The organism is Haloferax sp. Atlit-4N (assembly GCF_003383025.1).
Taxonomy (GTDB): Archaea; Halobacteriota; Halobacteria; order Halobacteriales; family Haloferacaceae; genus Haloferax; species Haloferax gibbonsii.
Genome location: NZ_PSYY01000006.1, coordinates 1 through 13,368, shown reverse-complemented (window position 1 = coordinate 13,368; position 13,368 = coordinate 1). Strand labels below are relative to the sequence as shown.

At 53.0% G+C, this 13,368-nt stretch carries 11 protein-coding genes; 4 read left to right on the top strand and 7 right to left on the bottom strand.

All coding sequences use genetic code 11. The features are described 5' to 3' along the window. Window positions 1-106: 106 nt before the first annotated feature. Window positions 107-814 carry a DUF4013 domain-containing protein gene (locus tag C5C07_RS19285; protein ID WP_115805879.1) on the top strand — a complete coding sequence of 236 codons (708 nt, stop codon included), beginning with the start codon at window positions 107-109 and terminating at the stop codon, window positions 812-814. 5 nt (window positions 815-819) lie between these two features. Here C5C07_RS19285 and C5C07_RS19280 read toward each other — a convergent pair whose 3' ends face one another. The 7 genes from C5C07_RS19280 to dgoD all read right to left on the bottom strand — a co-directional run bounded on the left by C5C07_RS19280 (window position 820) and on the right by dgoD (window position 9,348). Continuing rightward, on the bottom strand, window positions 820-1,974 hold the full coding sequence (locus tag C5C07_RS19280) for an ABC transporter ATP-binding protein (protein ID WP_115805878.1): 1,155 nt from the start codon (window positions 1,972-1,974) through the stop codon (window positions 820-822). 264 nt (window positions 1,975-2,238) lie between these two features. Next, a complete protein-coding gene (gene eno, locus C5C07_RS19275) occupies window positions 2,239-3,504 on the bottom strand; it encodes a phosphopyruvate hydratase (protein ID WP_115805877.1) in 1,266 nt (421 codons plus the stop codon). Between the two features lie 108 nt (window positions 3,505-3,612). Further along, entirely contained in the window at window positions 3,613-4,509 is an 897-nt protein-coding gene (locus tag C5C07_RS19270) for a carbohydrate ABC transporter permease (protein ID WP_115805876.1), read from the bottom strand. Beyond that, window positions 4,510-5,451 carry a carbohydrate ABC transporter permease gene (locus tag C5C07_RS19265; RefSeq protein WP_115805875.1) on the bottom strand — a complete coding sequence of 314 codons (942 nt, stop codon included), beginning with the start codon at window positions 5,449-5,451 and terminating at the stop codon, window positions 4,510-4,512. Between the two features lie 21 nt (window positions 5,452-5,472). Beyond that, on the bottom strand, window positions 5,473-6,855 hold the full coding sequence (locus tag C5C07_RS19260; RefSeq protein ID WP_115805874.1) for an ABC transporter substrate-binding protein: 1,383 nt from the start codon (window positions 6,853-6,855) through the stop codon (window positions 5,473-5,475). 134 nt (window positions 6,856-6,989) lie between these two features. Continuing rightward, the gene (locus C5C07_RS19255) at window positions 6,990-8,033 is read right to left on the bottom strand and encodes a zinc-binding dehydrogenase (protein ID WP_115805873.1); all 1,044 of its coding nucleotides are present in this window, start codon (window positions 8,031-8,033) and stop codon (window positions 6,990-6,992) included. 163 nt (window positions 8,034-8,196) lie between these two features. Continuing rightward, window positions 8,197-9,348 carry a galactonate dehydratase gene (dgoD, locus tag C5C07_RS19250; protein ID WP_115805872.1) on the bottom strand — a complete coding sequence of 384 codons (1,152 nt, stop codon included), beginning with the start codon at window positions 9,346-9,348 and terminating at the stop codon, window positions 8,197-8,199. Window positions 9,349-9,567: 219 nt separating this feature from the next. Here dgoD and C5C07_RS19245 point away from each other — a divergent pair, with 219 nt between their 5' ends. The 3 genes from C5C07_RS19245 (at window position 9,568) to C5C07_RS19235 (ending at window position 12,699) form a co-directional block, all read left to right on the top strand. Next, on the top strand, window positions 9,568-10,323 hold the full coding sequence (locus tag C5C07_RS19245; RefSeq protein WP_158545706.1) for an IclR family transcriptional regulator: 756 nt from the start codon (window positions 9,568-9,570) through the stop codon (window positions 10,321-10,323). Window positions 10,324-10,908: 585 nt separating this feature from the next. Further along, window positions 10,909-11,670, top strand: coding sequence for a fumarylacetoacetate hydrolase family protein (locus tag C5C07_RS19240; protein ID WP_115805870.1), 762 nt, complete (start codon window positions 10,909-10,911; stop codon window positions 11,668-11,670). A 6-nt stretch (window positions 11,671-11,676) separates the two neighbouring features. Further along, entirely contained in the window at window positions 11,677-12,699 is a 1,023-nt protein-coding gene (locus C5C07_RS19235) for a phosphotransferase family protein (RefSeq protein WP_115805869.1), read from the top strand. The last annotated feature ends 669 nt before the right edge of the window (window positions 12,700-13,368 follow it).

Here is a 13,368-nt window from a genome sequence, read left to right as displayed (position 1 = left end):
TCGGAGACTACCATAAGATTGTGGTATCGTCATCGACTTTGGTGGCTCAGTGATACGGAGCGTAACTGAGCGGAAGCATTTTCAAAGCGCTCTCACATATGAAATCATGGATTGGAGTATTCTCCGCTATCCGATTCGCGGTCCTCACGCCGAAGGGGCATTCATCAAGGGCCTCATTTGTGCTTTCGCCGCCGTTACGACAATAGACTGGTTTCCGTCTCCTCTCTCGATACTCTTCGTTCCGGCCTCTCTCTTATTGCTCGGCTACTTGATTACCGTTCAGAAATCAGGGCTACGAAACGCTCGTTCTGTTCCAGAATTTCGAGGGTACGCTCGTCTGTTGCACCGTGGTCTCGTCGGGCTGGTCGTCGCACTCTCTTACTTAGCGCTCCCGATTGTCATGCTCGTGGTCACGGTGCATGGAGCCAGTATTGCGACGGCCCAGCCATCCGGAATCCAGATGAACATCACCGTCTTACTCGGGTCGACGCTCGTTCTGATTGTGTTACTGGTTTCTGCATACCTGCTTCCGGTCGGTATCGTACGGGCAGTAGAAAACCAGTCGCTGCTCGCCGGGCTCCACGTCGATACAGTTCGACGGACTGCAGTTCACTCGAGGTATCTCGTCGCTTGGTTCGGCGGCGGAACTGCTATCTTCACCGTTCTGGTACTTATCAGCGAGTTGTGGGGGTCGTATAGAATTCTGTCAGTATTTGCACTCGTGATCAGTTACTACGCACTCGTCTTGATCGCGCACGTTCTCGGGCGAAGTCTTCGACAGTCGAAGCCCTCCGTAGAACAGAATTTAGGCTGATTGAATCATTCCATAGAGATTGTCGAATTGGGGCGTGTCGCATTCAATTCCCGGTTTCTTAGTGCCGCGCCTGTATCGGCATCAAAGACGTGTATCGCGGCTTCCGGAATCCGAACTGTGATTTGCTCCCCAGCGTTCATATCGATTAACCCATTGATGGTTGCCGTGAACTGTTCGGATCCGTTTTCCCGCTCCGAAAAACGAAGATGGAGCGTATTCTCGTCGCCACGAGGTTCGACAACGTCAACGACGACCTCGAAGTCGTGTTTGGTCCCTTCCGACTCACGTAGTTCGATGTCTTCCGGACGAATTCCCAAGACGAAGCGGTCGCTGTCGCCGATTTGCTCGATAGTGTCCTCGGAGAGTGGATATCGGAATCCGTCTCCATTCAGCGCTTGTCCATCGAGAGCTGCCTCGAAGAAGTTCATTGCTGGGTCACCGATGAACCCAGCGACGAACTGATTGTTGGGTTTGTGATAGCACTCAAGCGGCGTTCCGCACTGTTGAAGTTCACCACCGTCGAGCACGGCAATTCGGTCACCCATTGTCATCGCCTCGGTCTGGTCGTGGGTTACGTACACTGTTGTGACCCCCAGGTCGTCTTGGAGCGTCTGTAGTTCGGTCCGCATCTGGCCACGAAGCTTTGCATCGAGGTTCGAGAGTGGTTCGTCCATCAAGAATACTTCCGGGTCACGGACGATTGCGCGCCCGAGCGCGACACGTTGTTGTTGCCCACCGGAGAGCTCGCCGGGCTTCCGATCTATGAGGTCCGAAATTCCCAGCATCTCTGCGACTTCTTCGACCTGTCTCGAAATCTGTTCGTTGGAGAGGTTCGTGGACTGTTCGAGTCCGAACGACATGTTCTTTCGAACCGTTAAATGTGGGTACAACGCATAAGACTGGAACACCATCGCAATATCGCGCTCTTGGGCTCGTGCGTCGTTAATCGTCTTCTCGCCGAGGTTGATTTCACCAGATGTGACTGTCTCCAGCCCCGCAATCATCCGGAGGGTAGTCGATTTTCCGCAGCCAGACGGCCCGACAAGTACGAGGAACTCTCCATCGTTGATGTCAATCGATACATCCTCAACAGCCACGATTTCCCCACCGCTACCCTCGTTGAAGATTTTGGTGAGGTTGTTTAGTTGTAAGTTTGCCATGTGAATTGTGAATAGTAGTTGCCACAGTGGAGCCGACCGCTGACGGGTGTCTCAGAGTTACCATCTCGAACACCGAATGTCACTGCTATCTCCCAACTGTGGCGACACTGGTTGACGTATCAGTCTAGTTATCAGGTACCAAATACACATACTAAAATCTATCTGTACGACAATGTTCGCCTTCGTTCGTCTCTCGCCGAAATGTACTGGTCGTCTTGGAGAACATAGTTCCACCTGAAAAGAACTGGTAGTGAACGATATCCCCTAGAAGGGGTTCGAGAGTTCGAACGATTCGCGTTGCTCGATTTCCAGTAGGCGGTTGTACTTTGCGAGTCGCTCCGAGCGTGACAACGACCCGATTTTGATTTGTCCGGCGTTGAGTCCAACGGCTACGTCCGCAATCGTCGTATCACAGGTCTCCCCGGACCTCGCAGAGACCACCGGTGAGACGTCCTCACGCTGTGCCGTTCTGATTACGTCGATGGCTTTTGATAGCGTTCCGGCCTGGTTTGGTTTGACGAGAACCGCCGAAGCGGCACCCTCGTCGATAGCCCGATCCAACCGCTCGGGGTTCGTCACGAGCAGGTCGTCACCCAATAATTGGACGCTCTCATCGAGTTTCTCGGCGAGTTGTGTCCACCCATGCCAGTCGTCTTCGGCCAGCGGATCTTCGATAGAAACGATTGGGTACGATTCGGTCCACGAGACAACCATCGATGCCATCTCGTCCGGTGTTAGCTTCCGGTTGGTGCTCTCCAAGCGGTACGTCTCACTCTCACTGTCGTAGAAATGAGATGCAGCTACGTCCATCGCTATTACGACTTGCTCGCCGGGGGTGTAGCCCGCCCGCTCGATACCGTCCAACAGGATTTCGAAAGCTTCGTCGATGGTGTCCATCGGCGGTGCGAACCCTCCTTCGTCGGCCACGAGCGGTCGGTGACCATCTTCAACAATCGACGTTCGAACTGCATTTCGAACGTTCCACACGATTTCGAGTGCTTCAGCGATGCTCGTCGCCTGACGTGGGATGACGAGGAAGTCCTGAATCTCGATTCCGCCCTTCGCGTGAAGTCCTCCACTAATGATGTTCACCATCGGCATCGGCAAGGATGGCTCAGCTCCGTACTTCTCCGAGAGATACCGATGGAGCGGTTCGGCGGCGGCGTCACCGGCCGCGTGTGCGACTGCTCCCGAAACGCCGAGAATTGCGTTTGCCCCGACGTTTCCGAGTGATGTCGTCCCGTCGTACGCCTCCAGTTGCTCGTCGAGCGTGCGCTGTTGGGTCACGTCGCTCCCGACGACAATCTGTGCCAATTCTTCGTTGACGCATTCGACGGCTTGCTGTACACCCTTTCCGTCGTATCTGTGTGCACCGTCACGGACTTCGACCGCTTCGTGCTTCCCGGTGCTCGCACCTGAAGGAACGGTAAACACACCGACTGCATCTTCGGTTCGAACAGTCGTTCGGACTGTCGGATTCCCCCTTGAATCGAGGACTTCTATCGCTTCAACTTCCGTTATCGTTGTCATTTGTACTGAATCAGTGTTTTCGCTTGGTCTGTTCGTTCGGTTCGTATCGTGTTGCCGTGTTTCATGTCGGCTGAACGCGTCAGCAGGGAGTGTAGCGCAGTGACCGAATTACGTCGCCACCCCCCGCGCGAACTGCTCTCCGAAGAGGATGTACACCAATAGCGTCGGAATCGAAGTGATGAACGCTCCTGCCATTCGGAGCGGGAAGTTCACTCCGGTCAACGACTCGCCGAGCCCCGCAAGAATGAGGGTAATTGGCGCCGCTGGACTGTTCGAACTGGAAACTAAAATAAGCGCGAACAGCAAGTCGTTCCAGATACCAGTAAACTGGTAGATGAACGTAACGACGAACATCGGCCACGAGAGTGGAAGCACAATCCGACGGTAAATCGTGGTCACACTCGCTCCGTCGAGACGCGCGGCTTCGATTAGTTCCGTCGAGATGCCCTTGTAATACGACCGAAAGAGCAACACACAAATCGGAATACCGTACCCGATGTGGGTGATGATTATCTCCAAGAGGTCAGCGTGATGCGGTTCGAGCAGTGGCAGTTGCCAGACGAACGATAGCAGGTCGTTTAGCGGGACGTACACAGACCAGAACTTCGAGAGCGGAATCAGCGCCGCCTGAATCGGGATGAATATCCCCGCGATGAAGAACGCGAGGACCAGCGCCTGACCTCGCCACTTTGTGTGGGTTAGACCGTAGGCCGCCATGCTCCCGAGCAGCGCCGAGATGACGGTCGCTGGAATGGCGAAGGCGAAACTGTTGATGAGTCCGTTTTTCAGCAGTTCGAAGGCCTGAAGCCACGACTCCAACGTGAATCCTGCGAGCGTAGGCGGTAAGTACGGCTCTGTTTGTGTCACGGCCTGGTTCGTCTTCAACGAGGTGACTAACCCTGCCTCGATTGGCAGAAGGTAGAACCCCACGAACAGCAATAGTATCGCGTACAGTGCAACTCGACTGAAGGTGGCGTTCCAGCGCGTCTCTTTTGGAATGTTCATTTAGATTTCACCTCGTTTGTACTGGTGGTACAGATATGGACCGATAATCAGGAGTGCGAGCGAGAAGAGAATCATCGCGATGGCCGCACCGTACGCCCATTCTTGACGTTGGAACGCAACTCTGACCATCTTCGTCGCCAGGATGTCTGCACCGTTCTGTGGTCGGTACCCACCGAAGATGGAGAACAGAAAGTCGAATGCGCGAAGAGAGAACGCGATGAGAACGACAGACGCACCGATAGTCGCCCCGCGGAGTTGTGGGATGATGATGCGGAGGTACATGTTTACTGTCCCCGATCCATCGATTTTTGCGGCTTCGAACTGATCGTCAGGGATTGCCTGGAGTCCGGCCAGATAGACTACCATCGCGTACCCACTAAACTGCCAAATCAACGCAAACATGATGGCAAACAGCACTAACTTGGGATTGCCAACCCAGTCGAAGGGGCCGAGACCGACGACGCCCAGGAGCGTATTGACGATACCACTATCGACGTCGTACATCCAGAGCCAGAACTGGCCGGTGACGACAAACGAGAGGCTCATTGGGAGGAGATATATCGTTCGGAACGTCCCTTTTGACCGGACTTGTCGGTCGAGCAGGACTGCAAGAAACAGTCCCAGCGCAAGGCTAAGAACGGTGAATCCAACCGTCAGAACGACCGTGTTCTGCACGGCGAATATCACTTCTGGGTCGGTGAATGCGCGGGCGTAGTTCTGGAACCCGAGGGCCGAATAGTTTGGGTCACCGAAACCAGAGTACTCGGTAAATGAGATTACCAGATTCCACCCAATCGCACCGTACACGAACAGCCCCATGAGAAGAAACGGCGGGAGCCAAAAGTGCATCGAGCGCACGGACTCGCTGGTCGTGCCAAGTACTCGCTTAACACGGCTGAGTGACGCGGGTGTGTCAGTATCTTGTGAAATGTCAGATGGCATCGTGAGATAATGGGTGATGTCTTAGACCGTGTCCAGGAACTGTTGGGCGGCCTGTTGTGAGTTGTAGGGGCCGGTGAACTGACTCGTGATGACGCCTTTCAAATCACTGAGCTTGTTCGGACCGACTGCAAGCCCATGCGCCAACGTCGGCGGCTTGTGTTCTGCGTTCTGGAAGTCCTTGATTGTCTCTGCAAAGTACTCACTGAACTGCGATGGGTCAACGTCGTTCCGAGTTGGGATTGAGCCTTTTAGCTCGTTGAAGCCAACTTGTGCTTCTCGACTGCCGACGTGTTGAAGCCACTTCGCCGAGTTCTCCGGCGATGGGTTATCTGCGGTGTAGATGAATGCGTCGAGGTGGAGGCCATACATCCCGTCCGTTCCGGGGAATGGCTCGAAGCCCCAGTCCTCGTTGTACGTCAGGTCCGCACCATTGTACATCCCCACGACCCAGTTTCCTTGGTGAATGAACGCCGCTTCACCGTCCATCACTTTTTGATTAGCCGTGGTGAATCCAATCGAAGACGCGTCGTCAGTGATGTAGTCGGTCAGAATTTGTTTTGTCGTCTCGAACGCGCGTTCGAGTGCCGCCTCGTCGCCGTTGCCGCCAATAAAGTCCATGTATGGCTGGAAGCCTTCCTGCCCGAGCATCACGGCCGCCCACAACTGAAGCGTGGAGTAGGGCGCTTTCATTGCGTGCGCCATCGGCGCAGCGTCGGTGTTTTCGGCAACTTTGTCCATGGCCTCGAACAGAGCGTCCATCCCGGTGAGCGATTCTGGATCGACGCCGGCTTCTTCTAACACGCTTACGTTGTAGAAGAGGCAGTTCATTCGGTGCGAACCAATCGGGACTGCGACGTATTTTCCGTTGTATTTACACAGCTCTGTTGCTTCCTCAACTTGGGTGTCTTCGAAGCCTGCCTCCTTCCAGACAGAGTCTGTTACGTCCCCTAACACACCGTCGTACTTCGTGAGGTTCTCGCCTGGCCACCCTGCGAAGGAACTCGGTGGGTTACGGTTCGAGAGGCGCTTCGAGACGACCGTATTGAGGCTGGTGTTCGCACTCCCTCCGATTGGCCTGAAGTCCGTCGGCACCGAAGGATATTCTTCTTTGAATCCACTGGTGAGGTCTTCAATTGCCTTCGCACCATCGCCACCTGTCCACCCGTGGAGAACTTCGAGTTCCGAACCAGTCGTCGACCCGGAGTCATCTCCCGAGTTCGAATCGGAATCTGAGTTACCAGAATCGTCGCTTCCTCCGGACTCAGTATCGCCTCCCGAACTGCCACCGGAGTTGCCTAGACAACCAGACAACGAGGCAGTTCCGACGCCCACGGCTGTGAGCGATTTCAGGATGGTTCTTCGATTAGTATTACTCTCTGCTGTATGCTGGCTATCCTCAACCATGCTTTGTCATGATTTTACCCTATAATAAATGTGTCGGATACGGCGAATCAAGATGCAAAAAGTCAATCAAATTGACACGGTCCGTCGTGCTGAATTGGCTACTCAGTATGATTTGCACGCTGTGAGGGCGATAATCAGGTATCGCTCAATTCGGTGAACGAGAAGACGGGTTTGCTGGTTTCGGACCTGAAAAAGGCTGAAAATGCCTCTTCTGGATTGGTAACTTCGAACGAAGTGTCGATGATGTCCTCGGCGTCAACGACCCCCTCTTCGAGAAGGTTCAGTGCCTGCTCGAAGTTCTCCCACGACGACCCGTACGACGTGTTGATAGACACCTCGCTTCGGACCACTGGCGAGAGCGCGATTTCGCTTGCATCGCCCGGTAACCCCACCACGATGACCTCTCCCCCCTTTCTGACCTGTTCGACACCGAGTTCGATGCCTGACCGGTGGCCGGTCGAGTCGAAGACGACATCGAAGCCGATTCCATCGGTGAACGACTCGGTCACCTCGCTGAGGTCACTCTCCGAGAGATTGACTGTCTCGATACCCAAGTCTTCGACCAATGGAAGCCGGTATTTTTCGTCTTGCCCCAGTCCAGAGACGAGCACTTTCGCGCCGATAGAATCAGCAATCGATGCGACGAGCGTGCCGATTGGTCCCGGCCCCTCGACGAGCGCTGTCTGTCCGGGCTTCAAATTCGATTGGGAGAGAACGGTTCGGGCCGCGACGCTGAGCGGTTCTGCAATAGCTGCATGCTCCAGTGGAACCGCATCGGGAACGAGGTGAATTTTTTCGGGATTGCCAACCGTGTACTCGGCATAGGAGCCGTTTCGGTGCATCCCTTTCACCGAGAAATTTTGGCAAACGTTTGACTGACCGCTCTTACATTGGAAACAGGTGCCACACGTTTGGGTAGGTTCTTCGACGACTCGGTCTCCGAGGGACAACGAATCGACATCGTCGCCTACTTCGACGATTTCACCGGAGTACTCGTGACCCATAATTCGTGGGAGTTGAACCCACTCGTATCCTCCTTCGTAGTGAAACGCGTGCGCGTCAGAACCACACACTCCGGTTGAGTGGACTTGGATGAGTACTTCGTCCGCTGCGATAGATGGTCGTTCCTGTTCGACGACGTCGATGGACTCCGGTCCAGACTGAACAATTGCTTTCATTGTGAATCACGGATCCTGCTGCGCGAGGGGTTCTTTCGAATTCGATAGTGCTCTCTCAGCCGAATCCTATCTAACAATGATTACGCCAATATAATAAATTTACCACACATTCACAAAACCGACGATTGTCACCCCTGCCGGTTAGCTGGGTGGTCCGTTCAGGCTACCACTCGGCGTAGCTACCGTCGTCGTGTTCCCACGTGGGCGCGTGCCAACGTAAGTCGTCCACCGCGGCATCTCTGACCGCGCTTTCGTCAATCTCGACGCCGAGTCCGGGTGCACTCGGAATTTCGACGTATCCATCAGCATATTCGAAGATAGAGGGGTCTTCGAGGTAATCGAGTACGTCCATCGTCTCGTTGTAGTGGATATTGAGGCTCTGTTCTTGAATAAGTGCGTTGTATGAGCACGCATCGACTTGGAGACAGGCCGCGAGGGCCAGCGGCCCAAGAGGACAGTGTGGAGCCATCGCAACGTCGTACGCTTCCGCCATGGCCGCGATTTTCTTGACCTCAGTAATACCACCAGCGTGTGAGAGGTCGGGTTGGATAACATCGACTGCACCAGACTCCAAGAGTGGCTTGAAATCCCAACGAGAGTACAGGCGCTCACCGGTTGCGATGGGCGTCGATGACTGCTCGGCTAGCTTCGGGAGCCAATCGAGGTGTTCGGAGAGCACCGGTTCTTCGATAAACATGGGCTCGTAGGGCTCGAACGCGACTGCGAGACGTTTCGCCATCGACTTCGAAACTCGGCCATGGAAATCGACGCCGATGTTTACGTCGGGGCCGACCGCGTTACGGACTTCTGCAAGGCGGTTTGTCGCCTCGTCGACAGCGGCCGGCGTGTCTATGTGCTCTAATTCAGCGGTTGCGTTCATCTTCAGCGCAGTGAAGCCTTGGTCGGTCATCTCACGTGCTGCCTCGCCGACGTCACTCGGTCTGTCTCCTCCAATCCATTGATACACGCGCATCCGATCTCTGACCGCGCCACCGAGCAGTTCGTGGACTGGCGCATCGTGGTGCTTTCCTTTGATATCCCACAGTGCCTGGTCGATGCCTGCCAGTGCGCTCATCAAGATTGGACCTCCCCTGTAGAACCCACCCCTGTACATCTCCTGCCAGTGTGCTTCGATTTTGAGCGGATCCTTTCCCACGAGGAATTGGTCCATCAGTTCTTCGACGGCGGCTTTGACCGTGTGCGAACGCCCTTCAATAACTGGTTCTCCCCATCCAATGGTTCCATCAGTCGTTTCGATTTTCAAGAACAACCACCGAGGCGGAACTTCAAATAGTTCGTAATTTCGTATTTCCATGTCAGGAACCGACCCAGTAAAGATACAAAACAATACCCATTACTGCAAGTAATTCACACGTGTCAAAATATCCAAGGTGCGTTGATGCGAGATATCCATCCTTCTTGAATCAGACTTTGACGGGGTGTTCGACTGAACGCAGAGGGTGTCAATATTTCTAACGACGGGTTCATGAACAAATGCGTTAGTATAATTAACACATGTTGCAATGCGGTAGGTATGGACCAAGAACAGAAACACACGCTCAAATCTGCCGACAAACTGTTCGAGATATTGGAGTATGTTCTCGATGAAGGAGAGGGAACCGCGCTCTCGGTCGCTGAGGCGATAGATTTCAACAGAAGTACGGTTCACGTTCACCTCCAAACGCTGGTCAAGCACGGATATCTCGTTCAAGACGAGAACCTTTACCGACCCTCGCTCAAGTTTCTCAAGCACAGCGAGCGCGTACGGGATCGAATTCCATTTTATCAAAAAGGGAAAGACGAGGTAGACGAGCTCGCAGCAGAGACTGGCGAGTTGGTGAACATGGCGTCTGTAGAGCAAGAAAGCTTCTACCTGCTCTACATCTCAGAAGGTGAAAAAGCGATTCACAACCACTTACCGGGAAAACAGATGGCGATGCACGCCTCGGCGGTTGGAAAGGCAATCCTTGCACACTTACCCACCGACGATGCGGACCGAATCATCAACAAAGCCAAGTTAACAAAGATAACAGAGAACACAATCACGGACGAAGACGAGTTGAGGACGGAACTCGAGACGATACGGTCACAAGGGTTCGCAGTCGATGCCGAAGAGGGAGGGATAGGAATACGATGTCTCGCTGCTCCCGTTCGCTCGGACGAACGAATCGTCGGGGCAGTGAGTATAACCGGCCCTACAAAACGGATCGGTGGGGAGTACGAAAAGTCCTTACAGACAAAGATAACCAATTTAGCGAACGTCATCGAGGTCAAAATGAAATACGAGTGACTACCGGGATGCGATAGATTCGTCGGTTTAGACTCCACTTTCGTATCTGGAATGTTTGCTGTCTGAATTCTGCCAATGTATTACAACAATACATCTGTAATGGGAATCATTGACAGCCAAGCCGATGATAATAATGTGTTTTCTATTTGAGAGCCACATATTACGGCCGTAATCTTGTAATGACTGCGGCTAAATTTCCGTACCAGTGCGAGCAAAGTATGGCAATCTGCTCACCCGTCCACTACGAAACAACAAGTGGGGGCACGCAGGAATGCCAAAACCTCACGAATAAGCACCGGCATAGATGTGTTAGTAATAGTAACCACATGCAATTTCAATCGATCCGAGTGAAAGAGATCCACAACCGTTCCGCCCGTTTCTACTGGCAAGAGTGGATATCGACGCAAGTGTTACTATTGCTAACCACTGATCGATATTCACGTACCGTCAGCTGGCTTGAATTACGAACATGCAGTCACTGTTCGTCTCTCGGGGATGTCGTGTGCATCGGCGAGACCGTGTTTTTTCAAGTATCTATCACCTTGACCGGAAGAATAATTAACACGCTTGAACAATCGTATACCGATGCATTGGATAAGATTCATCGCTCCCTCGGGAACGACGAAGTACGGCGAATTGAATGGAGACAAAGTCACCTGTGCAGACCAAACCTACCCTTTGGATGAAATCGAGGTACGTCCGCCGACGGACCCGTCGAAAATCATCTGTGTGGGTCTGAATTACGCAGACCACGCTGCCGAAGCAGGAATGGATGTCCCTGACCGGCCGCTCTTGTTCCTCAAGCCGAAAAATACCGTTGCGAGTCATGGAGATACAATTCCGCTATTAAAAGATAAAGAGCGCATTGACTACGAGGCAGAACTCGGTGTCGTCATCTCCCGTCAATGCCGTAACGTCCCCAAGGACCGAGCGATGGAAGTCGTCGATGGGTTCACCTGTGTCAACGATATCTCGAATCGAGACGACCAAGAGATCGAACAGAACTGGGTCCGCGGCAAGGCATTCGACAACTCTGCTCCAGTCGGTCCAGTCGTGGCGTCACCAGACGAAGTTCCGTCAGATGCTCGAATTCAACTCCGTGTGAATGGAGAAATCAAGCAAGATTCATCAAGAGATAAATTCATTTTCTCAGTACCAGAGTTAATCGAAGAGATTACGAAATACATCACGCTCGAACCAGGAGACATCATCTCGACTGGGACACCGTTTGGTATCGGGCCAGTTGAACCCGGCGACGTAATGGAAGTCGAAATCGAAGGTGTCGGAACGCTACGAAACAAGGTCGGAACCGTCGATACGGGCACGTACATCGCTCCAAACCAGTAGTGAAAAATGAAACTCAACACTGAAACGGCCGTGAGCTATCTCCGTGACAAGGGTGTCGTTCCCGAGTTTGTCGAAATCGAATCGACTCCACTCGGAGGAGGAGTCTCAAACGGCGTGTTTCGAATCAATTGGGACGACGACGAACTCGTCGTCAAACAGCCACTTGCTGACCTGAACGTAGAGGAAGATTGGCCCGCTGATGTCAACCGGGTGCACAACGAAGCGGCCGCCGCTCGGGTCTACAACGACATACTCGAAGAGACCCGTTTTAGTGGACTCGTCGTACCATCTGTACGTCTCGAAGACTGTAATGAGCACGTGCTTGCACTCACAGCAGCACCGACTTCGGCCCGCATGTGGAAGTCTGACCTCCTCTCGGGGACCGTAAACTCACAGGTCGGTTCTACACTCGGAGGTTTTCTCGCCGTTGCACACCGCCACACAGAAGGGAACAAATCGACACAAAAACAGTTCAACAACTACACTCCGTTCGAACAGCTTCGGCTAGAACCGTACCACGAGACTGTCGCAGATCGGCATCCTGACGTATCTGGAGAGATAGAGCGAGAGGTTGAACGGCTCAGGTCTCGACGAGTCACATTGGTCCACGGTGATTTTAGCCCAAAAAACGTCCTTGTGGACGACTCGAATAGCACAAGACGCCTTTGGCTCTTAGATTTCGAGGTGGCACACTGGGGAGATCCCGTCTTCGACGTTTCGTTCATGCTCAATCACCTATTCATCAAGTCGTTGTATAACCACACACAGTGTGTTGAGTACACAGCCACTGCCGAAGCATTTTGGGACGCGTACGAGAGTGGCAGCAAGCTTGAGTCCAATTTCGAGCGAAGTGTCCTTGTCGAACTGGGCGTACTGATGTTAGCCCGTGTCGACGGAAAGTCACCAGTCGAGTACGTGGAGAACGCAGAGACAAAATCGAAACTTCGAACCTTGGCCAAGCGAGCAATACGTGGCGATTTGACGTCTCTCGAAGCATTCTGCGATGCGGTCCAGAAATCAGCTGAGTAATCCTCGGTTATTTTTTATCGTTCTCAACCATCTCTTTGCAATTGGCACCAACGTCGGTATCAGTTTCAAACAAAACTGAACGTACAATAACCAGTATTCAAACACTACGATAGCGGTTGCCCCCTCTACAATTTGGATACAAAAGTCAGAGAGATTTCGTTGAATCGGCACTGATTGCCGTGTTCCACCGCTCGACTTACTAGAAGCACACATTGCGAACTGAGGAAAGTTGTCGAATGCAGATTGTTCCCAGTTGGGCGCTGGGCTTCGTCTCTTCATTCGAGATTGTCAGTTTGTGGTGAAGGTCTGGGCTTACGCAGTCAATGACCAAAACGTGCTGTCGGTATCTCAAGGTCGTTAGCTACGTTTTAACAATGTCAGTCCACGGTAGCACCGTTCAAACGCAAACCGTGCCGCACACGGCAAATGGATCTTGGGTGCTCGGCGCCCGCGAACTAGTCAATGAATCAATATATTGCGCTACGACGTGGAACACCGATACCAATGTTGGTTCAACTCTCTGCTTGTATCCATACGGTTTGACCTGTGTGGTTGAATTCAGCGATTACTTCATTTCCTGGACTTGCATAGTCAGATAGTAATTTATCTCTCAGAGACACCTTTATTCATGCGCACGATGTCGGGTTGACAGGCATAGGTCCACATGCC

What these genes read in the sequence shown, in the direction of transcription:
- C5C07_RS19285 (WP_115805879.1), top strand. Translation starts at nt 107, where the DNA reads ATGGATTGGAGTATTCTCCGCTATCCGATTCGCGGTCCTCACGCCGAA.
- C5C07_RS19265 (WP_115805875.1), bottom strand. Translation starts at nt 5,451, where the DNA reads ATGCCATCTGACATTTCACAAGATACTGACACACCCGCGTCACTCAGC.
- C5C07_RS19280 (WP_115805878.1), bottom strand. Translation starts at nt 1,974, where the DNA reads ATGGCAAACTTACAACTAAACAACCTCACCAAAATCTTCAACGAGGGT.
- C5C07_RS19245 (WP_158545706.1), top strand. Translation starts at nt 9,568, where the DNA reads ATGGACCAAGAACAGAAACACACGCTCAAATCTGCCGACAAACTGTTC.
- C5C07_RS19240 (WP_115805870.1), top strand. Translation starts at nt 10,909, where the DNA reads ATGCATTGGATAAGATTCATCGCTCCCTCGGGAACGACGAAGTACGGC.
- eno (WP_115805877.1), bottom strand. Translation starts at nt 3,504, where the DNA reads ATGACAACGATAACGGAAGTTGAAGCGATAGAAGTCCTCGATTCAAGG.
- C5C07_RS19255 (WP_115805873.1), bottom strand. Translation starts at nt 8,033, where the DNA reads ATGAAAGCAATTGTTCAGTCTGGACCGGAGTCCATCGACGTCGTCGAA.
- C5C07_RS19235 (WP_115805869.1), top strand. Translation starts at nt 11,677, where the DNA reads ATGAAACTCAACACTGAAACGGCCGTGAGCTATCTCCGTGACAAGGGT.
- C5C07_RS19260 (WP_115805874.1), bottom strand. Translation starts at nt 6,855, where the DNA reads ATGGTTGAGGATAGCCAGCATACAGCAGAGAGTAATACTAATCGAAGA.
- C5C07_RS19270 (WP_115805876.1), bottom strand. Translation starts at nt 4,509, where the DNA reads ATGAACATTCCAAAAGAGACGCGCTGGAACGCCACCTTCAGTCGAGTT.
- dgoD (WP_115805872.1), bottom strand. Translation starts at nt 9,348, where the DNA reads ATGGAAATACGAAATTACGAACTATTTGAAGTTCCGCCTCGGTGGTTG.